20 protein-coding genes and 1 tRNA gene are annotated in these 19,650 nt (G+C 63.3%); 10 read left to right on the top strand and 11 right to left on the bottom strand.

Translation table 11 applies throughout. The features are described 5' to 3' along the window. Positions 1-5: 5 nt before the first annotated feature. The 4 genes from FJ938_RS04830 (at position 6) to FJ938_RS04815 (ending at position 3,781) form a co-directional block, all read left to right on the top strand. On the top strand, positions 6-923 hold the full coding sequence (locus FJ938_RS04830) for a site-specific tyrosine recombinase XerD (RefSeq protein WP_140608699.1): 918 nt from the start codon (positions 6-8) through the stop codon (positions 921-923). 98 nt (positions 924-1,021) lie between these two features. Beyond that, positions 1,022-1,972, top strand: a complete 951-nt coding sequence (locus tag FJ938_RS04825) for an acetyl-CoA carboxylase carboxyltransferase subunit alpha (protein WP_140608701.1) — start codon at positions 1,022-1,024, stop codon at positions 1,970-1,972. 239 nt (positions 1,973-2,211) lie between these two features. Further along, positions 2,212-3,531, top strand: a complete 1,320-nt coding sequence (locus FJ938_RS04820; RefSeq protein ID WP_140691648.1) for a murein L,D-transpeptidase family protein — start codon at positions 2,212-2,214, stop codon at positions 3,529-3,531. A gap of 10 nt (positions 3,532-3,541) precedes the next feature. Beyond that, positions 3,542-3,781: a sulfurtransferase TusA family protein gene (locus tag FJ938_RS04815; protein WP_140608705.1), complete on the top strand. Its 240-nt coding sequence runs from the start codon at positions 3,542-3,544 to the stop codon at positions 3,779-3,781. A gap of 229 nt (positions 3,782-4,010) precedes the next feature. On the opposite strand, the gene FJ938_RS04810 is transcribed toward FJ938_RS04815, so the two are convergent. After that, entirely contained in the window at positions 4,011-5,135 is a 1,125-nt protein-coding gene (locus FJ938_RS04810; RefSeq protein WP_140691645.1) for a GTP-binding protein, read from the bottom strand. 3 nt (positions 5,136-5,138) lie between these two features. After that, positions 5,139-6,302, bottom strand: coding sequence for a D-alanyl-D-alanine carboxypeptidase family protein (locus FJ938_RS04805; protein ID WP_140691642.1), 1,164 nt, complete (start codon positions 6,300-6,302; stop codon positions 5,139-5,141). Between the two features lie 235 nt (positions 6,303-6,537). On the opposite strand from FJ938_RS04805, the gene FJ938_RS04800 reads away from it, so the two are divergent. The 3 genes from FJ938_RS04800 (at position 6,538) to FJ938_RS04790 (ending at position 8,779) form a co-directional block, all read left to right on the top strand. Next, positions 6,538-7,701 (top strand): M20 aminoacylase family protein, encoded by a 1,164-nt coding sequence (locus FJ938_RS04800; protein WP_140691639.1) that lies wholly within the window; start codon positions 6,538-6,540, stop codon positions 7,699-7,701. Between the two features lie 84 nt (positions 7,702-7,785). Next, a tRNA-Arg gene (locus tag FJ938_RS04795) sits at positions 7,786-7,862 on the top strand. Positions 7,863-8,356: 494 nt separating this feature from the next. After that, a complete protein-coding gene (locus FJ938_RS04790; protein ID WP_140608731.1) occupies positions 8,357-8,779 on the top strand; it encodes a hypothetical protein in 423 nt (140 codons plus the stop codon). 363 nt (positions 8,780-9,142) lie between these two features. Here the strand turns inward: FJ938_RS04790 and FJ938_RS04785 are convergent, their stop codons facing one another. Together FJ938_RS04785 and FJ938_RS04780 are read right to left on the bottom strand one after the other, a co-directional pair. Further along, entirely contained in the window at positions 9,143-9,496 is a 354-nt protein-coding gene (locus tag FJ938_RS04785) for a cupin domain-containing protein (RefSeq protein WP_140691636.1), read from the bottom strand. 138 nt (positions 9,497-9,634) lie between these two features. Then, a complete protein-coding gene (locus FJ938_RS04780; protein ID WP_140691633.1) occupies positions 9,635-10,645 on the bottom strand; it encodes a sugar-binding transcriptional regulator in 1,011 nt (336 codons plus the stop codon). A 156-nt stretch (positions 10,646-10,801) separates the two neighbouring features. On the opposite strand from FJ938_RS04780, the gene FJ938_RS04775 reads away from it, so the two are divergent. Further along, on the top strand, positions 10,802-11,602 hold the full coding sequence (locus FJ938_RS04775; protein WP_140691631.1) for a hypothetical protein: 801 nt from the start codon (positions 10,802-10,804) through the stop codon (positions 11,600-11,602). Between the two features lie 23 nt (positions 11,603-11,625). Here FJ938_RS04775 and ptsP read toward each other — a convergent pair whose 3' ends face one another. The 5 genes from ptsP to FJ938_RS04750 form a co-directional block, all read right to left on the bottom strand. Then, positions 11,626-13,611 carry a phosphoenolpyruvate--protein phosphotransferase gene (gene ptsP, locus FJ938_RS04770; protein WP_140691628.1) on the bottom strand — a complete coding sequence of 662 codons (1,986 nt, stop codon included), beginning with the start codon at positions 13,609-13,611 and terminating at the stop codon, positions 11,626-11,628. Positions 13,612-13,768: 157 nt separating this feature from the next. Continuing rightward, on the bottom strand, positions 13,769-14,149 hold the full coding sequence (locus tag FJ938_RS04765) for a PTS glucitol/sorbitol transporter subunit IIA (protein WP_140691625.1): 381 nt from the start codon (positions 14,147-14,149) through the stop codon (positions 13,769-13,771). 27 nt (positions 14,150-14,176) lie between these two features. Beyond that, positions 14,177-15,178: a PTS glucitol/sorbitol transporter subunit IIB gene (locus tag FJ938_RS04760; RefSeq protein ID WP_140691622.1), complete on the bottom strand. Its 1,002-nt coding sequence runs from the start codon at positions 15,176-15,178 to the stop codon at positions 14,177-14,179. 16 nt (positions 15,179-15,194) lie between these two features. Next, positions 15,195-15,962, bottom strand: coding sequence for a PTS glucitol/sorbitol transporter subunit IIC (locus FJ938_RS04755; protein ID WP_140608745.1), 768 nt, complete (start codon positions 15,960-15,962; stop codon positions 15,195-15,197). 66 nt (positions 15,963-16,028) lie between these two features. Then, positions 16,029-16,466, bottom strand: coding sequence for a transcriptional regulator GutM (locus FJ938_RS04750; protein WP_140691619.1), 438 nt, complete (start codon positions 16,464-16,466; stop codon positions 16,029-16,031). A 190-nt stretch (positions 16,467-16,656) separates the two neighbouring features. On the opposite strand from FJ938_RS04750, the gene FJ938_RS04745 reads away from it, so the two are divergent. Together FJ938_RS04745 and FJ938_RS04740 are read left to right on the top strand one after the other, a co-directional pair. After that, positions 16,657-17,298 (top strand): hypothetical protein, encoded by a 642-nt coding sequence (locus FJ938_RS04745; RefSeq protein ID WP_140691617.1) that lies wholly within the window; start codon positions 16,657-16,659, stop codon positions 17,296-17,298. A 103-nt stretch (positions 17,299-17,401) separates the two neighbouring features. After that, complete coding sequence (locus FJ938_RS04740; RefSeq protein ID WP_140691614.1) at positions 17,402-18,076, top strand: HAD family phosphatase; 675 nt, start codon at positions 17,402-17,404, stop codon at positions 18,074-18,076. A 4-nt stretch (positions 18,077-18,080) separates the two neighbouring features. On the opposite strand, the gene FJ938_RS04735 is transcribed toward FJ938_RS04740, so the two are convergent. Beyond that, positions 18,081-19,259, bottom strand: a complete 1,179-nt coding sequence (locus tag FJ938_RS04735) for a DUF930 domain-containing protein (protein ID WP_140692065.1) — start codon at positions 19,257-19,259, stop codon at positions 18,081-18,083. 208 nt (positions 19,260-19,467) lie between these two features. Beyond that, positions 19,468-19,650: 2-oxo acid dehydrogenase subunit E2 (locus tag FJ938_RS04730; protein WP_181169006.1), on the bottom strand; the 183-nt coding region annotated here is incomplete at its 5' end.

Below are 19,650 nucleotides of genomic sequence, written 5' to 3'. Positions count from 1 at the left end.
AGGAAATGAACAGCGCCGCCCGCATCGAAGCCTTCCTGGAAATGATGAGCGCCGAGCGCGGCGCTGCCGAGAATACGCTTTCCTCCTACCGCCGCGACCTCGAGGACGCTTCGACCGAAATCGATGGCGGGCTCGCCGGTGCGGCCGCGGCCGATATCCGCGCCTATCTCGACGAGATCGCCGCGCGCGGCTTCGCGCCAACATCGCAGGCGCGCAAACTGTCCGCGATCCGTCAGTTCTTCAAGTTCCTCTATGCCGAGGGTCTGCGCGGCGACGACCCGACCGGCACGCTGGACAGCCCGAAAAAGGGCCGCCCGCTGCCCAAGACGATGAGCGAGGCCGAGACCGGCCGCCTGATCGACCGCGCAGCACTCGAGGCCGGCGATGCCGCGCTCGGCCATGGTGACAGGCTGGCGGCGCTGCGCCTGCATGCCTTGGTCGAAGTGCTCTACGCCACCGGACTGCGCGTTTCCGAGCTTGTCGGCTTGCCTGTAACGGTGGCGCAGCGGGACGACCGTTTCTTCATAGTGCGCGGCAAGGGCGACAAGGAGCGCATGGTGCCGCTGTCGGGCAAGGCGCGCACCGCAATGCGTGCCTGGCTTGCCGCCCGGGCCGGGGTGCCCGCCTTCGTCGAAAGCCCGTTCCTGTTTCCGGCAGCATCCGACAGCGGCTATCTCTCGCGCCAGGTCTTTGCCCGCGACCTCAAGGGGCTGGCGGCGCGCGCCGGCATCGCCTCGGCCAAGATATCGCCGCATGTGCTGCGCCATGCTTTCGCCAGCCATCTCCTGCAGAACGGCGCCGACCTCAGGGCTGTGCAACAGCTGCTTGGCCATGCCGACATATCGACGACACAGATTTACACCCATGTGCTGGAAGAGCGACTGGTGCGGCTGGTCAACGATCATCACCCGCTTGCCGACTAGGCCTCATATCGCTATGTGAGGACGACATTTCACTGCCCGGGGCCTTGGTTTCAACGGTTCCGCGGTCCTTGCCTTCCGACGTATCGGTCCGCTCAAGCATGTACAATTACCTCGATTTCGAAAAGCCGGTGCAGGATCTTGAGCTCAAGATCCTCGAGCTGAAGAAGCTTGCCGAGAACGGCGAGGCGGTCGATGTCGCCGATGAGATCACCCGGTTGGAAAAGCGGTCGCGCGATGCCTTGCGCGATCTCTACAAGGCGCTGACGCCGTGGCAGAAGGTGCAGGTGGCGCGCCACTCCGACAGGCCGCATTGCGTCGACTACATCAAGGGCCTGTTCAGTGACTTCACGCCGCTCGCCGGCGACCGCAATTTCGGCGAGGACCAGGCGATCGTCGGCGGTTTCGCCCGTTTCCGCGGCGAGCCGGTGGCGATCATCGGCCAGGAAAAGGGTTCGGACACGACAAGCCGCCTGAAGCACAATTTCGGTTCTGTGCGCCCCGAGGGTTATCGCAAGGCCGTGCGGCTGATGGAGCTTGCCGACCGCTTCAAGATTCCGCTCCTGACGCTGGTCGACACCGCGGGCGCCTATCCCGGCGTCGGTGCCGAAGAGCGCGGCCAGGCCGAAGCCATTGCCCGCTCGACCTCGGCCTGCCTTGCGCTCAAGGTACCTTCGATCTCCGTGGTCATCGGCGAAGGCGGCTCGGGCGGCGCCATCGCCATCGCCACCGCCAATCGCGTCTATATGCTCGAACATGCCATCTATTCGGTGATTTCGCCGGAGGGTGCGGCTTCGATCCTGTGGCGCGACACCACGCGCTCCAAGGACGCGGCGACCAACATGAAGATCACCGCGCAGGATCTTTTGGAACTGAAGATCATCGACGCCATCATCCCCGAGCCGATGGGCGGCGCCCAGCGTGCGCCCGAGAAGGTGATTGCCGCGACTGGCGACCTCATCGCCAAGACGATGAAGGAATTCGCCGGCGCCAACACCGATTTCCGCGAACAGCGCCGCGAGAAATACCTGGCGATGGGCCGCAGCCTCTGACCGCCTGACAGCGCAAAGAGGCCATCGGAAGCTGCCTGCCCACCGCAATGTGGCGGCAATGAGCGCTTTCGCCACAAAAATGCCGCCGGATTCGGTTCAATGAAATTGCCGTGAGGGGTTGGTCGAAGCTTGCGGTAAGGAATTTTCAAGGTTAACGGGCTTACGGTCCGTCGATGTTCAGCATGCGGGCTTGGCTGTGCGAAGCCATTGGCCCGAGGAAAAAAGACATAGCCCTATCCATGTTTGCCAAGCTCGCCCGCACTGGAGTCCTCGCCGCCTCGATAGCCATCGCCGGCTGCAATGATTCGTCGATGAAGGATTTTGCGCCTGAGGCCAACAAGCCGCTGCCCGACAAGATCCTGGCCGACATGAGGGCCAAGGGCATGGTGCGCACCTCTTCGGTGATGGCGCGTATCTTCAAGGAAGAGGGCAAGCTGGAGATCTGGAAGGCCAAGACCAACGGCCGCTACGACATGGTGGCGAGCTACGACATCTGCAAATGGTCGGGCAAGCTCGGACCGAAATACACCGAAGGCGACCGCCAGGCGCCGGAAGGCTTCTACACGGTCCGTCCGGCGCAGATGAATCCGCGCTCGAACTACCATCTGTCCTTCAACATCGGCTTTCCCAACGCCTATGACCGCGCCAACGGCCGCACTGGCCAGAATCTGATGGTGCACGGCGCCTGTTCGTCGTCGGGCTGCTATTCGATGACGGACGCGCAGATCGAGCAGATCTATGCCTTCGGCCGCGACGCCTTCCAGGGTGGCCAGACCGAATTCCAGGTTCAGGCCTACCCGTTCCGCATGACCGCCGCCAACATGGCGCGCTACCGCAACGACCCGAACTATGAATTCTGGAAGATGCTGAAGGTCGGCTACGACAATTTCGAGATCACCAAGGTGCCGCCGAAGGTTGATGTCTGCGAGAAACGCTATGTCTTCAACCAGGTCGCCCCCGAAGGCACGACCTTCAATCCAACCGGCCCCTGCCCGGCGATGTCGCAGCCGGATTCTCTCAAGACGGCCTACGCCGATTATGAGAAAAGCTATGACGCGGCATTCGGCAGCGCGCTGAAATCCAGTACGCCCGCCCCCAAGCCGACCATCGCCGGCGTCAAGGAAGCCAGCATCGTCTCCGACTGGTCCAAGCGCCGGGCGCGCGGCGAGCGCGTGCCGATCGACCCGCCGTCACTCAACGCCGACGGCTCGGTGACCGAGACGACCCGCATGGGCCGCATCGATTCGCCCGCTGGCCGCAAGATGGCGGCACTTGATGCCGAAAAAGCCGCCAAGCAGAAGGCCGAGGAACAGAGGCTGGCCGCCATAGAGGCCGCCAAGCAAGCCAAGGAAGCCGCTAAGGCACAGGCTCTGGCCGAAAAGGAAGCCGCCAAGGCGCAAGCTGTGGCTGCAAAGGAAGCCGCCAAGCAAGCCCCTGTCGCCACGGCGACCATCGCCGCCCCCACCCAGGCGCCACCGGCCGAAACGCAGGCGGCGAGCGCCGAGGAGAGCCGGGTTACCAAGCTGAAGAACAAGCTGCTCGGCATGTTCGGCGGCTGAGGTTGTCACCTTGGCCGAAGTGACAGCCATCTACGACCTCAAGGGGCTGAACTGCCCCCTGCCCGTGTTGAAAGCGAAAAAGCGTCTGGCTGGGATGCAGCCGGGCGGCCGGCTCTGGCTTGAAACCACCGATCCGCTGGCTGTCATCGACATCCCGGCATTCTGCGCCGATAGCGGCCATCAACTGATCGAGACTTCAGCCATTTCCGGAGGCCACCGCTTTCTGGTCGAGCGCGGCGAGACGATCTGAGAGCGCTTTCTGCTGGGTTGGCGCTGCCCCTCATTACCCCGCCGGGCATTTCTCCCGTAGAGTAACGGGGAAAAAGACGCTGCCGCCGACCGCTTCGCCAACCGCCAGCGTTGTAGAAGCACCGGCGTTGCGGCCATCTCCCTTCTCCCCGTCACTATACGCGGAGAAGGTGGCGGCAGCCGGATGAGGCGCGGCGCGACGTTACGAGAATTGATTGGACCCGAAAGCGTTACCGCCCGGCGATCGCCAGCGGATTGTTTTCCAACGCCGCGCGGTCGGGCGTGTCGATCGATGGCTGGTTGGTGAAGGCGGCGAACAGCCGGCGCACATAGTCTTCCGGCATGTCGAGCGTGATCAGCACCAGCCGCGTGCCACGCTGGCCGTCCGGCCAGGAAGGCAGCCGCGCCGGCGGATGCAGGATTTTCTGCACGCCATGTACGACCAGCGGCCGCGACGGATCTTCCTTGAGTTCGATGACCCCCTTCATGCGCAGCAGGCGCTCGCCATGCGCGGAACGCAAAAGGTCGAGGAACATCTCGATCGCCGAGAATGGCACCGGACCGTCATGCACCAGCGAGTAGGAGCGCACGCGCTGATCGTGCCGGTGGCCATGATGGTGACCATGATCATGACCATGACCGTGATCATGGTCGCCATGGTGGTGATGGTCGTGATCGTGCGCCGCCTCCTCGCCGAGCCAGCGCCGCACGTCGGCGGATTTGGTGGCGGGATTGTAAAGGCCGCAGTCAAACAGCGCCGCGACGCCTGTCCCGGTATCGGCGGCATCAAGCAGTTCGGCACCCGGGTTGATCTGCCACAGGCGTGCCCGCAACCTGTCGAGGTCGGCGGGATCGGTCGCCAGCTCGGCCTTGCTCAAGACGATGCGGTCGGCGACCGCGACCTGCTTGACCGCCTCGACATGGGCGTCGAGTGTGGCATTGCCATTGACGGCATCGACCAAAGTGATGACGCCGTCGAGCCGGAAGGCCTGGACCAGCGCCGGATGCGCCATGATCGACTGCAGCACCGGCGCCGGATCGGCAAGCCCCGTGGTCTCGACGATGACGCGCGCGAGCCGGGCGATGCGGCCGGTCTGCAGCCGGTCGACCAGGTCGGCCAGCGTGTCGACCAGTTCGCCGCGCACCGTGCAGCACAGGCAGCCGTCCGAAAGCTGGATGATGCCGTCGGACGCCTGCTCCACCAGCAGATGGTCGATCGCCACCTCGCCATATTCATTGATGATGACCGCCGTGTCGGCCAGCGCCGGATCCTTCAGGAGCCGGTTGAGCAGCGTCGTCTTGCCGGCGCCGAGGAAGCCGGTCAGCACCGAGACGGGAACGGGGAAGCCGCTCATTGGCTAATTCGCGGCTTTGACCGGCTGGTCGCCCTGGGCAGCCGAACCCGCCATGGTCGGACCGGCGCCGGCCGGCACCGGCATGTCAGGCCGCCAGCTTGGGATCGGCACGTCGGCATACTGCTGCTCGCCCTCGTCGAGCATCGCCTTCGGTGCCGGACCGGTGGCGCCGCCGAGGCCGACGGCAACCAGCGTCGGCACATGATCGAGCTTCTCCCGATAAGGCGATTTCGACCCGTCCTTGGCGGCCGCTGGCGGCGCCTCGGACTGCTCCTCCCGCTTCCTCTTCTTGCAGATCTCGTCATGCATGTCGTTGGGAGAGACGGTGTCGCCGTAAGGCGCCAGCGTCGTGATTGTCGTAGAGCCGGCGTCCGGCGTGTCAAAACCCTGGTCGAGCAGCCTGGCCGCGGCTTGGGCACGGCTGACCGCCGATTTCTCGCCGAGCACAACCGCCACCAGCGTGCGGCCGTTGCGGGTCGCCGAGCCGATCATGTTGAATCCGGAAGAGCAGACAAAGCCTGTCTTCATGCCATCGGCGCCGGGATAGCGGCCGATCAGGAGATTGTAGTTCGGGATCGCCTTCTTGCCGACCGCAAGCCCCTCGATAGAGAACCACGGCGCATATTGCGGAAACTCGCGGCGGATCGCCATCACCAGGATCGAAAGGTCGCGCGCCGTCGTGTACTGGTCGGGCGAGTAGAGGCCGTTCGGATTGACGAAATGGGTGCCGTTCATACCGAGCCGGGCCGCTTCGGCGTTCATGCGTTCGGCGAAGGCGGCTTGCGAGCCGCCGACATTCTCGCCGACAGCCATGGCGATGTCGTTGGCCGACTTGACCAGCATCATCTTCAGCGCATTGTCGAGCCGCATCACCGAACCCGGCTTGAAGCCCATCTTGCTCGGCGGCTCGGCGGCGGAATGTTTCGTCACCTTGATCGGCGAATCAAGCTGGACTTCACCGGCCGCGATCGCCCGGAAGGTCACGTAAGCGGTCATCAGCTTGCTGAGCGAGGCCGGATACCAGCGCTTGAACGCATCCTGCTGCTGCAGGATCTGGCCGCTTTTCAGGTCGAAGACAACCACCGGATTGGCCAGCGCCGGCCCGGCCAGGACCGACAGCACGATTGCGCCGGCCGAGAATAGTCTGAGGAAATGCCTGTGCCGCATGATCTAATCCGAAATCGCCTCTTGCCCTGATTGCCCCTGGCTCCGTAAGATTTCGTTACGTGACCGCCAGCATAATGGGTCCGCCCCTCAAAAACGGACCGCATCGTCGCGGTGCTATTTACCCTATGTGACGCCAACATGGCAAAGTGCCTGACAATCACAATTGCAGAACACCGGGCACAATTGCAAAATACCCGGCTGAAACCGGCCGCTCCAACAACGAAATGGAACCATCATGCCAATCCTGAACCGCGCCGCCGAAATGCAGGACGAAGTTGCCGGCTGGCGCCGGCATCTGCACCAGACGCCAGAGCTGAACTTCGATGTCTTCAAGACGGCGGCCTTCGTCGCCGAAAAGCTGAAGGAGTTCGGTTGCGACGACGTGGTGACCGGCCTTGGCAAGACCGGCGTCGTCGGCATCATCCGCGGCCGTCAGGGCGAAGGCACCACAATCGGCCTGCGCGCCGACATGGATGCGCTCCCGCTCAACGAGATACCGGGCAAACCCTACGCTTCGACCGTTCCCGGCAAGATGCATGCCTGCGGCCATGACGGCCATACCGCGATGCTGCTCGGTGCCGCGAAATACCTTGCCGAGACACGCAATTTCGCCGGCTCGGTGGCGGTGATCTTCCAGCCGGCGGAGGAAGGCGGCGGCGGCGGCCACGAGATGGTCAAGGACGGCATGATGGAGCGCTTCGACATCTCCAGGGTGTTCGGCATGCACAACATGCCGGGCCTGCCTGTCGGACAGTTCGCCATCCGCCCAGGCCCGATCATGGCGGCGACGGCCGAATTCACCATCACCGTGAAGGGCCGGGGCGGTCATGCCGCGATGCCGCATGGCACGATCGATCCGATCGTCATCGCCAGCCAGTTGGTCGGCGCGCTGCAGACGATCGCCTCGCGCAGCACCGATCCAGTCGAAGCCGTGGTTGTCTCGGTGACCAAGTTCCATGCCGGCGACGCCTACAACATCATCCCCGAATCGGCCGAGATCGCCGGCACCGTGCGCACCTTGCGCAAGGAGGTCGCCAGGAAGTCGGAAGAGCGCATCCGTGCCATCTGCGAGGGACTGGCGACCGCCTTCGGCGCCAGGATCGAAGTCGACTACGATGCTAACTACCCGGTGACGTTCAACCACGCGGAAGAGACCGTCTTCGCCAGCGACGTTGCGGCCGACGTGGCGGGCGACGCCCATGTCCACCGGGGCATCCAGCCGGTAATGGGCGGCGAGGATTTCTCCTACATGCTGGAAGCCCGGCCCGGCGCCTTCATCTTCATCGGCAATGGCGACACGGCCGGCCTCCACAACCCGGCCTACGACTTCAACGACGAAGCCATCCCGCACGGCATGAGCTACTGGGTGAAGCTGGCGGAAACGGCGCTGGCCGCCTGACGGCTGGCCTGCGGGTGCCGGCCGAATTGCCTTCGGCCGGCCTCTTGGCGAAACGGTCCGAAGCGGCTATGTGTCGGGCCGCGTGGTCCCGTAGCTCAGTAGGATAGAGCGGCAGATTCCTAATCTGTAGGTCACAGGTTCGATTCCTGTCGGGATCACCATGCAATTTCAGCTGCTTGTTAAGTGCTGCCGTACTTTTCCGCGAGTTGGTACGGCGAATTCTGCCGTCAGTCGGCGAGCTATGCTCGTCAAGAAACTCCTCGGAAGACGGCAATCAGGACCACTCACCCGACATTTCCGCATGATGGGTTTCGTTTCGCGGAAAACCTCGGTCTCGCCAACAAGGCGAGCTTTGCCTGATCCCAACGGCGATTCAGCAGCGGCCAACGAACCGAACGGCGATCACTGAATTTTGCCTCCAGCTGTCGCAGGAGAGTCAGTTGAGCCCCGCCGCTCCAGAACTTGTGGCGCGATGATCCAGGCGTCGACAGCCTTTCGTGCCAAGGGAATCCCCCAGACCTGGCCGCAGCGACATTCAATTTATCGACACCATGGAACTTTGGCGAGAAAGCGGGGTTCAGAAGCGTGGCGATGGCGACCGGGCCTGTCGTTATCTCGGAAAATGAGGACAATCTGGCTCAACAGGAGCTTGACCATGAAACACCAGACACTCGAACAACTGAACGTTATCGCAGAGGTGAACGCGGAATTTCCAACAATGACGCGCAGACAGCGCCTGGAGCGCTGGGCAAATCTCCTCGAGCGCCAACCGGAACGATGCCTGAGCGCGCTTCCCGGCACCGAATACATGAGTGCCAGGGAGCGCAACGAAGCGCATTGCCTGGCATCGCCGATCAGCATTGCGTTCGAAGATCCGATCCTGCGGGCGCAGGGCCTTGAAGACGACACCTATGGCGCGGCGCGGCGTTTTTTTGAACTGTCCAACTGGCAATTGCATCGCATCGTTTGCCATTGTCATGTCGGTGCGACGATGAAGGCCGGATGGGTCGCACTTGGTGTGCGAGCCGCCATGAATGACGGCGTCTTTGCCAAGCTTAGAGCCCTGTTTAGGAGTTGAGACAAAGCAGGTCGACAGATCGGTCTCATGGCCCCAACAACCAGCGCCATAGTCCCTTCAGTTGACTTGCTAGGATCGCTCGACCGAGCGTTTACTTGTTGCGTAAGGTGGTCCGCCGCGGCGGCGCATCCTCATGTCTGCTCGCGGCCTCCGAATGCAGTCCGTTCTTCCTGAACCACGGAAACGGAGGAAGCGTAATCAACCTACTGAACGCGACCAGGAGTCAGACTTGGCTTCAACGCGAGCATCCGGTCGTTGAACGGGGGTACCGAAGCAACCTCTCGAAACGAATGAGGCAAAGAAAAAGCCCGCCATGGCAAACCATGACGGGCTTCTTCATGTCTCGAATGCGATCGGGCCGCCTCAGCCGACCCTAACCACGAAATGCTTGGTCACCGGCTCGATGATCTTCCAGGTACCCTTGAAATCGGCCTCCACGACGAAGGCGTCGCCGGGGCCGACCTCGACCGGCGTGCCGCCGTCGGGGGTGATGATGATGCGGCCGGCGATCATATGCACGAACTCATAGTCGGTATAGGTCGCATGATATGTGCCGGGCGTCGCCCGCCAGGTTCCCGACATCACCTTGCCGTCCTCTGTCGTGTGCTGGACGGCGGTTTGCATGGTCGGTCTGCCTTCGACCACGATCCAGCCGGGTAGATCGCCAGCGTCCGCGTGCTCCACCGCGCCAAATTTAAGGATCGTCTTGTTCGTCATGCCGGGCTCCGTTTGCTTCATCTGTCCGAGAGGTCGGATAGCCGATGCACATGACGGGAGCAATGCGTGCACCGCGAAAACTGGGGTTAACGAATCCAGACAGCACAGCTGGGCCTGGCTGGACTGCACCTCGGCTCCTCAGCTTTCGCTGACCGCCTCGAGCATGCGCCGCGCGCTTTCCTCATCGGTAATCAGGATCGTCGGTGCGATCAGGTTCATGGCGCCGAGCAGAGCTTCGATCTTCTCCTCGCCGCCGGAGGTCAGGATACGGATCGGCGCCTTGCGCAGCCGGTCGACATCCACCGACATCACCAGGCTGTTGATCGGATGATCGACCAGGTCACCATTGCGGTCGAAGAAATGGAACAGGAGATCGCCGACAGCCCCGCGCGACACCAGCGCCTCGCGCTCGGCCTCCTTCAGGAAGCCGCCGCGATAGAAGGTGGTCGCCGAAGCAATGCCGCCGATCGAGAGCAGCACGGCGTCGAGCGCATCGGCCATTTCGAAGATTTCCTGCAGGCCGCATCGTTCGACAAGCGCGATCTTGGTTTCGACACTGTCGACGACGGCGGGCGTGGGTATCAGGTAGCCGTCGCCCTGGAAGACCTGGGCGAAACGCCAGGCGAACTCCGCCGGGTTGTAACGCCGCGCGACGCCGACGCCGCCCAGCAGCGAAATGACCTTGAAATCGGCAAGCGATTTGGCGCTGATGAACGGCAGGCTTGACAACAATGTCCGGCCCCAGCCGACGCCGACGCGCATGCCGGACTTCATCGCATCGGACAGGAAAATGCCGGTCCTAGCGCTGATCGCGGGGATCGGATCGGCATTGGGGGCAGTGAGCGGCGCCACCAGCGCCTGCTGCAGGCCGAACGTGCGCTCCAGCGCGCGCTCCAGCCGTACGATCTCCGACAATTCGCTCTCGATGGTGATCTTCACCTCGTTGCGCAAGCGCGCCTCCGCCAGCATGCGCACGATGGTGACGCGGCCGACGCCGAGTACGTCGGCGATCTCGTTCTGCGTCATCTGCTCGACGAAATACATCCAGGCGGCCCGAATCCTGAGGCGATCCGTCCGGCTTTCATTGACGACCTGCTCGGTCGCTTCGGCCCCTGCCCGCCCCTCGTCGGTTTGTCGTCGCCTGCCCAAATGAACCCTCCCGCGCGGCACCGGGCGCATGCGCCGTCGCCGATTCTGCATGCTGGTCTACTATCGCCTATTGATCTACCAATCGATAGGAACAATGTAGAGTGTGTGGCCGGCCCTTGCTGGCGGCTCTCCACTGCACTTTCGAGGCAAACCGCGATGTTGCGCCAAATCTCCGAAGACGTCCGCGTCAACCTGAAGGACCGGTTGCGGGAAGTCCGCGACATCATCCGCCAGAGCCGTCATGACGGCAGCGGCGACGCCAGCATCCTGCGCGAGGCCACCAGCCATTTGCCGCCGTTTCCGGGCAAGGGCATCGAAGGCCTGCTCAGCCATGCCGCGAGTGCCTTCGACGAAGCGCTGTCGATCGCCGAATCCTTTGTCCCGCATGAGCGTCCGATCAATGTGGACGGCACGACCGTAAAGGGCCTTGGCACCTATTTCCCGGCCGGGAACGAAGAGCGGCAGCTGGGCGCCGAGCGCATGTTCCGGCGCGATATGTACTATCTGACCAAGGCGGTGCTCGCCGGGTTGAAAATAGACCATGCCCGCATCCATGAAGCCGATTTTGCCGCTGCCCACGCCGCCATGCGCAAACGCCATGGCGATCTGTTGACCGCCCTGGCCGCCCCGGGTGCGGGACTGCAAGCAATTGCATCGACCTGCGCTGCGCTGCTGGTCGCGTTGCTCAACCAGCATCCGGTCCACTTTGGCGAAGCCGCGCCGGAAACGGCTGCGGTCGGCGGCCGGGCACTCGAGATCAGCTGCCTGGCGCCGGTCGTTCTGGCCTGCGGCCTGGCGACAACCGGCCGCGACGGCGCGCCGGAGCCGGACATGCTGGAGATCGCGATCCTGGCCGCCGATATCCGCCACGACCGCATCGTCCAGGCCTGCGCCAAGGCAAACCCGGTCGAGGAACTGACACCTGTCTTCGCCACCTTGCTTGCCCACTTGCCGTAAGCTCCAGCAGCGGTTCCGGAACTCTATTCCCCGGCCACCATGGCAGTGATCGTTTTCTTGGCGCGCTGGATCGAGGCCGGGCTCATCGAAAGCTCGGTCAGGCCCATCTTGATGAAGGCCGGGATCAGATCGGGCCGGCCCGCCGCCTCGCCGCACATGCCCACCATGATGCCTGCCGAAATACCGGCTTTTGCCGTCAACTCGATCGCCGACATGACAGCCGGATTGGTGATGTCGTTGAGCTTCGCCACTGTCGGGTTGAGCCGGTCGGCGGCCATGATATATTGGGTCAGGTCATTGGTGCCGATCGAGAAGAAAGCCACCTCCTTGGCCAGCGCCGGCGCGATCAGCACCGCCGCCGGGGTCTCGATCATCACGCCGAGATCGAACGTCGCATATGGCACGCCTTCCGCCTTCAGTTCGGCGGCGCATTCATCGACCAGCACCCTTGTCCGCCTCACCTCGTCAATGTCGGCGACCATCGGCAACATCACCTTGACGTTGCCATGCACGGCTGCCCGCAGCAGCGCCCTGAGCTGGCGCTTGAAGATATCGGGCCGGTCGAGGCACATGCGGATGCCGCGCCAGCCGAGGAAAGGGTTTTCCTCGTCGGGAAATTCGATGCCGGCGATCGGCTTGTCGCCGCCGATATCGAGCGTGCGCACGATGACCGGATAGGGCGCGAACGCCTTGGCCAGCGCCGCATAGGTTTCGGCCTGCATGTCTTCCGAGGGCAGGTGCATATGGCGCATGAACAGAAGCTCGGTGCGGAACAGGCCGACACCCATGGCGCCGGCCTCCTGCGCCGCCTCGATTTCCTCGAGCGAGCCGATATTGGCCGCGACCTCGATAACCCTTCCGTCGGCGCGTTTCGGCGTCACCGTCTTGAAGGCGGTCAGGCCGGCACGCTCCTTTGCAGCCGCTTCGACGCGGGCGGCGAAGTCGGCGCGCGCCGCCGCGTCGGGATCGATGATCACATGCCCGGTGTTGCCGTCGAGCGCCACTTCATGTGCCGAACGCAAGGCATTGACCTGGTCGCCAAGGCCCAGCACCGCCGGGATGCCGTGTGAGCGGGCGATGATGGCGATATGCGAGGTGGCGCCGCCATGGCCGCACACCACGCCGCCGATGCGTTTCAAGGGAGCGCGCGCCAGGTCCCAGGCGCCGATGTCGTCGGCGATGAGAATGGCGCCCTCGGGGATGTTTTCCAGGCTGACATCGTCCTGCCCGAGCAGCACCAGGCAGATCTGCCGTCCGACCGCATGGACATCGTTCGCCCGCGCATTGAGATAGTGATCGTCGACGGCGCTGAAATCGGCGGCGATGGTGGAGGCGGCGGTGATAACGGCCGAGACCGCGTCATTACCGCCCTTGATCGCCTTCTCGGCCTCGCCGGTCAGGCTGTCGTCGGCGGCGATGTCGCGAAGCGCCGCGACGATGCCTCGGTCGCCGGCCGACAGGCTGTCCTGCGCCAGGGCCCGGTCCATACGCGCCTGGACGGCGGCGACGGCGGCGCGGAACCTGTCGATCTCGCCGGCGATCTCGTCGGTCTGCAGCATGCGGCCCTGCCCGGCGATCTCCGGCGGGAAATGCGCGAAGGCCGGGCCGATCGCGACGCCCTCGCTTGCCGCGACACCGCGCAAGCCGTTCGCTTGGCTGGGTGCGGGAGATACGGATTGGGGCGCTGGCGCGGGTGCCGCTTCCTGTCCGGCATCATTCGCCGGGCTCTGCGTTTCTGCTTCATCGTCAAGACCCGCCTTGGGGTTCTCGAGATAACCGATCAGCGCCTCGATGGCTTCGATGGCGTCGGCGCCGTTCGCCCGCACGGTGACTTCCTGGTTTTCCTTGACCGCCAGCAGCATCAGCTTGACCGAACTCTTGGCGCTGACCGCCTTGCCGTCCTTGACCAGTTCGACATCGGATTCGAAACCCTTGGCGAGCTTGACGAACCGCGTGGCGGGACGGGCGTGCAAACCTTCATGCACTCTGACGATGGTCGAGCGTTCCATGGCAAATACTCTGCTTTTCCAGAGCAATTTCGGCGTTTCAAGGGAACGTCGAACTGCTCTAACTCTTTGTTTTGACGCGATTCCGGACGGAAAACCTTTTCACACTTTTCCTGGAATTGCTCTGGCGCCGTGACCAGACACGTCGCGGCGCGAGCTGTCAGGCTGCGATGGTGATGATCGCGCCTGTCTTCAGGGCGGCCACGAGCGCTTGGGCATCGACCTGCGATGCGCAGATCTCGCCCGGCCTCTCGGCCTCGGTGGCGCCGTTGAACGAGATGACGACGTGGCCCATTTCGAGCACCTTGCTCCAGGCGCTGGAGCCAACCGCTGTTATAACGGCTGAAACCGGACCGACGGTGATCGAAGCGCCCTTGGGAGGCGCCCCGTCACTTGGTTCCTGCTCCGTCTTGTGCAGGACGGAGACTTCGGCAAGCTCCGGCGGCGAGCCATCCGCGAACAGGATGACCACGCCCCCTTCGGCAAGGTCCGCCACTTCGGGCCCGATGGAAGTGACCCGTGTTCTCAACAGAACCGTCATGTGGCGAACCTCATTTCCTTACTCTCTTTAAAACACGATCAGGCTGACGACCCAGGCAATCAACACCGAGACCGGGCCCATGATCTGGCGGCTGATGAGCACCGCCGGCACGCCGATTTCGATCGTCTTCGGCTTGGCTTCACCGAGCGCCAGGCCGACGGGCACGAAGTCGCAGCCCACCTGGGTGTTGTAGGCAAACAGCGCCGGCAGGGCCATTGCCGGCGAAATCGTGCCGTTGGCGATCTGCGGGCCGATGATGGCAACACCGATGACCTGCGCGATGACAGCGCCTGGCCCGAGGATGGGCGACAGGAACGGCAGGCCGCAGATGGCCGATATGACCAGCAGGCCGACGATGTTGTTGGCCAGCGGACCCATCGGCTGCGCCAGCACGTCGCCGATGCCGGTGTAGAGGATCAGGCCGATGAGCATGGTCACGAAGGCCATGAACGGCAGCACGTTGCGCACCACCTGGTCGATCGTGCGGCGGCCGGCATTGAAGAAGATGCCGACCACACGGCCCATGGCGCGGCCGATCGTGCTGATGAAGCCGATCAACCCGCCTTCGCTCGGCAGCGGCTGCGTCGCGGCCGCTTTGGTGTTGCTTGAACTCATCGATGCTGCTCCCCCCGCAGTGGTGACCGCCTCGGATCCGTCCGCCATTGTGACGTTGGCCGGCTTCACGCCCGAAACGTAGATGTCCTCCGTGATGAACTGGGCGAGCGGCCCAGCCTGTCCGACCGGCGTCAGATTGACGGTCGGGATGCGCTTGCGCGGATAGACGCCGCACCGGGCGGTGCCGCCGCAGTCGACGACGACGACAGCCATCTCGCCTTCGATCGGCGGTGCCTTGAAGCCGTCGACGGCCTCTGCGCCGGTCATATCGGCAATCAGCTGCGCCACCGGGTGGATACCGCCGCCGGTGACGGAGACGACCTTGTTGCGCTGCTCGGTCGGCTCGATGACGAGCGGACCGCCCCAACCTGTGGAGCCTCGGGAGATCTTTACGGCTTTGTATGTCTTGGCCATGATGTCCTCCCCGCCCTTACAGCTCGACGCCCTGGCGGCGTGCCATTATGGCGGTGATGCGCTCGGTCAGCATGCCCTTGAGCAGGATGACGACCAGACCGACGATGGCGTACCAGATCGCCACCTTGACGTGGTAGCCGGCGACGACGACGCCCCGCTTCTCAAGGTCGAGCAAGGCCACGAGCATGCCGCCCCAGACGAAATATTCGCCAGGGTTGATGTGCGGGAAAAGGCCGAGCGGCGGGTGCACGTAGGATACGGCAGCGTCGTAGAAGGCAGGCTTGTGCTTTTCTTCCAGGAACGAGCCGAAGGTGTAGGCCATCGGGTTGGTGAGGAAGAACACAGCCAGCAGCGGCAGCACGGTATAGCGGGTCAGCGCGATGCGGCCGGCGCCGCGCGCCAGGCCGTGGACACGCTCTTCGCCGACCAGTTCGGTGACGGCGTAGAAGGCCGTCATCAGCACGACAAGGGTCGGGATGATGCCGGTGACGAATCCGGCGAAAACCTCGCCGCCCTTCTGGAAGATGCCGATGAAGTACTTGCCGATGGCAGTCAGCCAGCCAAGCTGCTCCTCCTGCTGCACGTTTTTCAGCTGTTCCTTCAGCTGATCGGCGGTGACCGGCGCGCTGTCGGTCTGCGCCTGCGCCAGAACTACGAGATGGTCGGAAGCATGCTCGACGGCGAGCTTGCCATGCAAAGCAGCATCCGAGACCATGGCACCCGCGACATGCAGATTGTGCACGGCCATGTCGGCATGCTGCGCCAACAACGAAAATACAGACATTTCTCCTCCTTATGCCGCCCGCCGGTTGAGCCCAGTCGGTGCGCGGCGTCCTCTAAGTCCTTGCTACTAAGCCCTTGCTACATTCAAGCCGGACAGGCCCGGCTTCTTCCCCGGCTCTGACCGTGCTTTGTCGATCTGTTCGATCGCCCGCTTCACGGCCTCGGCCACACCGGGTTCCCCCTCCCCCATGATCGCAGGGTTGGACCGGAGTCGATCGAGGGGAACACCCTCGAATTCTTCATGTCGCTTGAATTTCGTGAAGACGGATCGCCCGCTCATCACCATCATGCGGCGCACCATCAGGTCGGGCGTCACCACGACGAGCGCGATGGTCCCCTTGGCCAACCGGCCGCGAAAATTGCCGGCTCCGACGAAGCCATCCTTGTACTGGTCGGTGACACCGCGGAAGACATCCGAATAGTGCCGCATCTGCAGCCAGACGCCGAGCGACTGCAGCGCCCACACAATAACCAGCAGAAGCAGTCCCCACTGCCAAATCGCCATTCGGTTCTCCTCCCGAAGCCTTCGTCGAAGCGCACCTTGGACCGATGCGCGACAACAGCAAAGTGAGAACATTTGTTTCCACGAATGTCAATATGTATGATATTGACCGCATCAGCTCGTCCACAGGCCTGCCGGCCGATTTCTGCGGCGGCACGGCTGTGCTAGCCTGTAACCAAACGGGATGCATGCAATGGAACTACCCTTCAGGGACGAACTGGCCCTTATGCCCGACCTACGCCACAGGTTGCGGCAGTTGCGCTGGTTCCGCGCCACCTTCCGCGGCAGCGCCAAGGTGGTTTCGGACACGTTCGGCGTGCGTTTCGAGATCGACGAGGCGAAGCTTACCCGGGCCTTTCTCGACTGGGTCGAGATCATGGAAGCGCAAAAGCGCTTCGCCGAAGTCGACCGCGCCGACTTTATCGTCTTTGCCGCCGGCCTCGTGCTGCGCGAACTGATAAAGCAGGCGCCGGCCAGGGAAATCTCCGGCCTCGCGGAACTGACCGAAACAGAGCAGAATGCCAGCACATTGGAGATCATCCGCTTCTGGCCGGAGGGCTTCCTCTACACCAACTATTGCGTCTCTGCGATTTCAGCCATCTACGAGCAGGAGTTCGGCTCAGCACCCAGCATCGACAAATGCGCCGACGATCTGCGCACCTGGTGGTCCTATCGCGAGAACGTGACCGAGATGCCGGCCTATGCGGTGGCTTTCCTCGACCGCTTCCTCGGCGCCGAGCCGAACTGGATCACGCCGGACCGCGCACAGTCACGGCAAGCCATGCAACGGGCGCTCGGCTCCTCTCGCGCCAGCGATGCGTTGCGCCGGCTTTGACCGCCCTCCGGTTTCGTTCTCAAACGCCTCAAACCACCGCGCTATTGAACATTTGACTTTTTGCCGATAGCGATGTGCGAATCTGACTTGAGGAGACAAGCGCGTGGCGCGACCAAGGCCTATCATTTTCGATTGCGACGGCGTTCTCGTCGATAGCGAGCCGCTGGCGGCCCGAGCTTATAAGCGGGTCTATGAAAAGCACGGCATGCCCGGTGTCCACGGCGGCATCATCGCCCAGTGCATCGGCATGAAGCAGTCGGACATCATCGTCAGGATCAAGGAATTGACCGGCCATCAATTTCCGGCGGCGGCTGACGGCGACATCTGGGCGGAAACCAAGGTCCTGTTTTCCGAGGAGTTGAAACCAACGTCCGGAATTTCCGCCTTTCTCACGGCGCTCACCGGCGATCGCTGCGTGGCATCGTCGTCTTCGGTCGAGCGCATAAACCACAGCCTCGCGGTGACCGGACTGGCCCGCTTCTTCGGCGATGCGATCTACAGTTCCTCGATGGTCAAGAACGGCAAGCCTGCGCCGGACATCTTCCTGTTCGCCGCGGCAAGAATGGGCGCCAACCCGGCCGATTGCATCGTCATCGAGGATTCGCCCTTCGGCATCCAGGGCGCGGTCGCCGCCGGCATGACGGCGATCGGCTACACCGGTGGCGGCCACACCTATGCCGAGCACGGCGCGCGACTGAAAGCGGCCGGAGCCGACTTCGTCTGCGCCGACTGGCAGGAAGTTAGCCGGCAACTATCCGGGCTCGGTGTGCCGGCCTGATCCGTTACCGGTTAGGCAGTCCAAGGCGGGTCCATTCTTCGGGCGGGATCGCAGGCCCGACACGGAAGGTGAAGGACAAGACCCTCGTCGCATCGGGGTCGACCTCGCACCGGAAGCTCAGATGGTACCATTTTGTAGGTGTGCGGAAAGCGACATCCGGGGCGTCGAGAATATTGCCGGCCTTCAGCGGAACACTTGGGATCAAGTCGGGAAAATAAGAGGCGTCCACCAATTGCTGGTCCAACGCGCTGGCGCAAAGTCTGGCAGCACGCTGACCGCGAGGCATACCATCCATTGCGGTCATGGCCAGCGCATCACCGGTCGCGCCCTGCGAATAGAGGCTGCGAACACCCGGAAGACCCGAGTAACTCGGCGATGCAGCAACGGCTGCGTCCTTGGAACTTGGCCTCCCGGCGCTCCCGCTTCGGGACTTCGAAACCTTTGCCGGATTGGGCTTCGGCGCGTCTGCGGGTTTGGGCGTAGGGGCTTCCGCCGATGTGGGAAGCTCGATCTCGCCGTCGCCGCCAGCGGCAGCCAACGGCGTTGGTGCCGTCGCTATCTGCTTGTCGGCATCGTGTGCTTCCGTCTCTTGTTTGTCTGCCTGCTGTTTAGCTGGGTCCTGGGTTGAAGTTGCCTGCTTCTCCTGTGCGGGCTCAGCATCCTTCGGCGCGGTTATCGGCGTCTCGCTGGCCTTGGCTGAATCTGCCCGCTCTTCGGGGGCTGCCGACGCGGCGGATTTGTTCTCTGCATCCTTCGGCGCGACAGGCGGCTTCGAATCCTCGGCTGGCGACGGCGAGTTGTCCTGAGCGCTGGTCCCGTCCAGGGATTTCCTGGGGCCGGTGTCCTTGGCGCCGAACTGAAAAACAGGTTTCAGCACCTCGATTGGCGAGGGCTTGCGCGGCTGCTGTTCCGGCGGAGGCGGCTTTTCAACCTTCTGCTCGGGCGGTTTTTCAACCTTCGGTTCCGGCGGCTTTTCCTTTGGCGACGGCGCAGGGGCAGGTTTCGGTTTGGGCTGATCGGGCGGAGGGACGATCGCGATGTTTACCGGTTGCTCCTGCTGCGGCTGTTGGGGAGGCCTCGGCAGGCTGTAGACCAGGAGCGCTGCGATGAGCGCATGCAGGACCAGCGATGCGGACAAGCCCCATAGCAAATTCCGACGCCACTCTCGTGTCTCGTCCTTCATGCTGACCGATGTGGAATGAAATAGCGGCGGCTTCAAGCATAGCCATCGGATTGGTTTAATTTAACCGCTGACAGCTTGGTGATCTGGATGGGCACTGGCAGGGCCGCGCCCCGGAGACGGGCGCGACTCGACAATCCGTTGCAACTGACGCCTCTGGCCGGCGACGCGCGCAATTCCAGGAAAACCGCTGCGCCTTTTCCTGGAATTGCTAGACCAGCATGCCCATCGGGTTCTCGATCAGCCGCTTGAAGGCCACGAGCAGTTCCGCACCCAGCGCTCCATCGACTGCTCGGTGGTCGGTCGACAGCGTCACTGACATCACCGTGGCGATTTTGATCTCGCCATTCCTGACCACCGCCCGCTCCTCGCCGGCGCCAACCGCCAGGATCGT

The sequence above is a fragment of the Mesorhizobium sp. B2-4-14 genome, assembly GCF_006442155.1.
In the GTDB taxonomy this organism is placed as follows: domain Bacteria; phylum Pseudomonadota; class Alphaproteobacteria; order Rhizobiales; family Rhizobiaceae; genus Mesorhizobium.
Note: the sequence above shows the minus strand (reverse complement) of the source record. Positions and strands in the feature narration are given on the sequence as shown.

Coding starts and splice junctions, on each gene's coding strand:
- FJ938_RS04825 (WP_140608701.1), top strand. CDS start 1,022: ATGTACAATTACCTCGATTTCGAAAAGCCGGTGCAGGATCTTGAGCTC.
- FJ938_RS04805 (WP_140691642.1), bottom strand. CDS start 6,302: ATGCGGCACAGGCATTTCCTCAGACTATTCTCGGCCGGCGCAATCGTG.
- FJ938_RS04735 (WP_140692065.1), bottom strand. CDS start 19,259: ATGAAGGACGAGACACGAGAGTGGCGTCGGAATTTGCTATGGGGCTTG.
- FJ938_RS04785 (WP_140691636.1), bottom strand. CDS start 9,496: ATGACGAACAAGACGATCCTTAAATTTGGCGCGGTGGAGCACGCGGAC.
- FJ938_RS04830 (WP_140608699.1), top strand. CDS start 6: ATGAACAGCGCCGCCCGCATCGAAGCCTTCCTGGAAATGATGAGCGCC.
- FJ938_RS04790 (WP_140608731.1), top strand. CDS start 8,357: ATGAAACACCAGACACTCGAACAACTGAACGTTATCGCAGAGGTGAAC.
- FJ938_RS04800 (WP_140691639.1), top strand. CDS start 6,538: ATGCCAATCCTGAACCGCGCCGCCGAAATGCAGGACGAAGTTGCCGGC.
- FJ938_RS04760 (WP_140691622.1), bottom strand. CDS start 15,178: ATGGCCAAGACATACAAAGCCGTAAAGATCTCCCGAGGCTCCACAGGT.
- FJ938_RS04755 (WP_140608745.1), bottom strand. CDS start 15,962: ATGTCTGTATTTTCGTTGTTGGCGCAGCATGCCGACATGGCCGTGCAC.
- FJ938_RS04810 (WP_140691645.1), bottom strand. CDS start 5,135: ATGAGCGGCTTCCCCGTTCCCGTCTCGGTGCTGACCGGCTTCCTCGGC.
- FJ938_RS04820 (WP_140691648.1), top strand. CDS start 2,212: ATGTTTGCCAAGCTCGCCCGCACTGGAGTCCTCGCCGCCTCGATAGCC.
- FJ938_RS04750 (WP_140691619.1), bottom strand. CDS start 16,466: ATGGCGATTTGGCAGTGGGGACTGCTTCTGCTGGTTATTGTGTGGGCG.
- FJ938_RS04775 (WP_140691631.1), top strand. CDS start 10,802: ATGTTGCGCCAAATCTCCGAAGACGTCCGCGTCAACCTGAAGGACCGG.
- ptsP (WP_140691628.1), bottom strand. CDS start 13,611: ATGGAACGCTCGACCATCGTCAGAGTGCATGAAGGTTTGCACGCCCGT.
- FJ938_RS04745 (WP_140691617.1), top strand. CDS start 16,657: ATGGAACTACCCTTCAGGGACGAACTGGCCCTTATGCCCGACCTACGC.
- FJ938_RS04765 (WP_140691625.1), bottom strand. CDS start 14,149: ATGACGGTTCTGTTGAGAACACGGGTCACTTCCATCGGGCCCGAAGTG.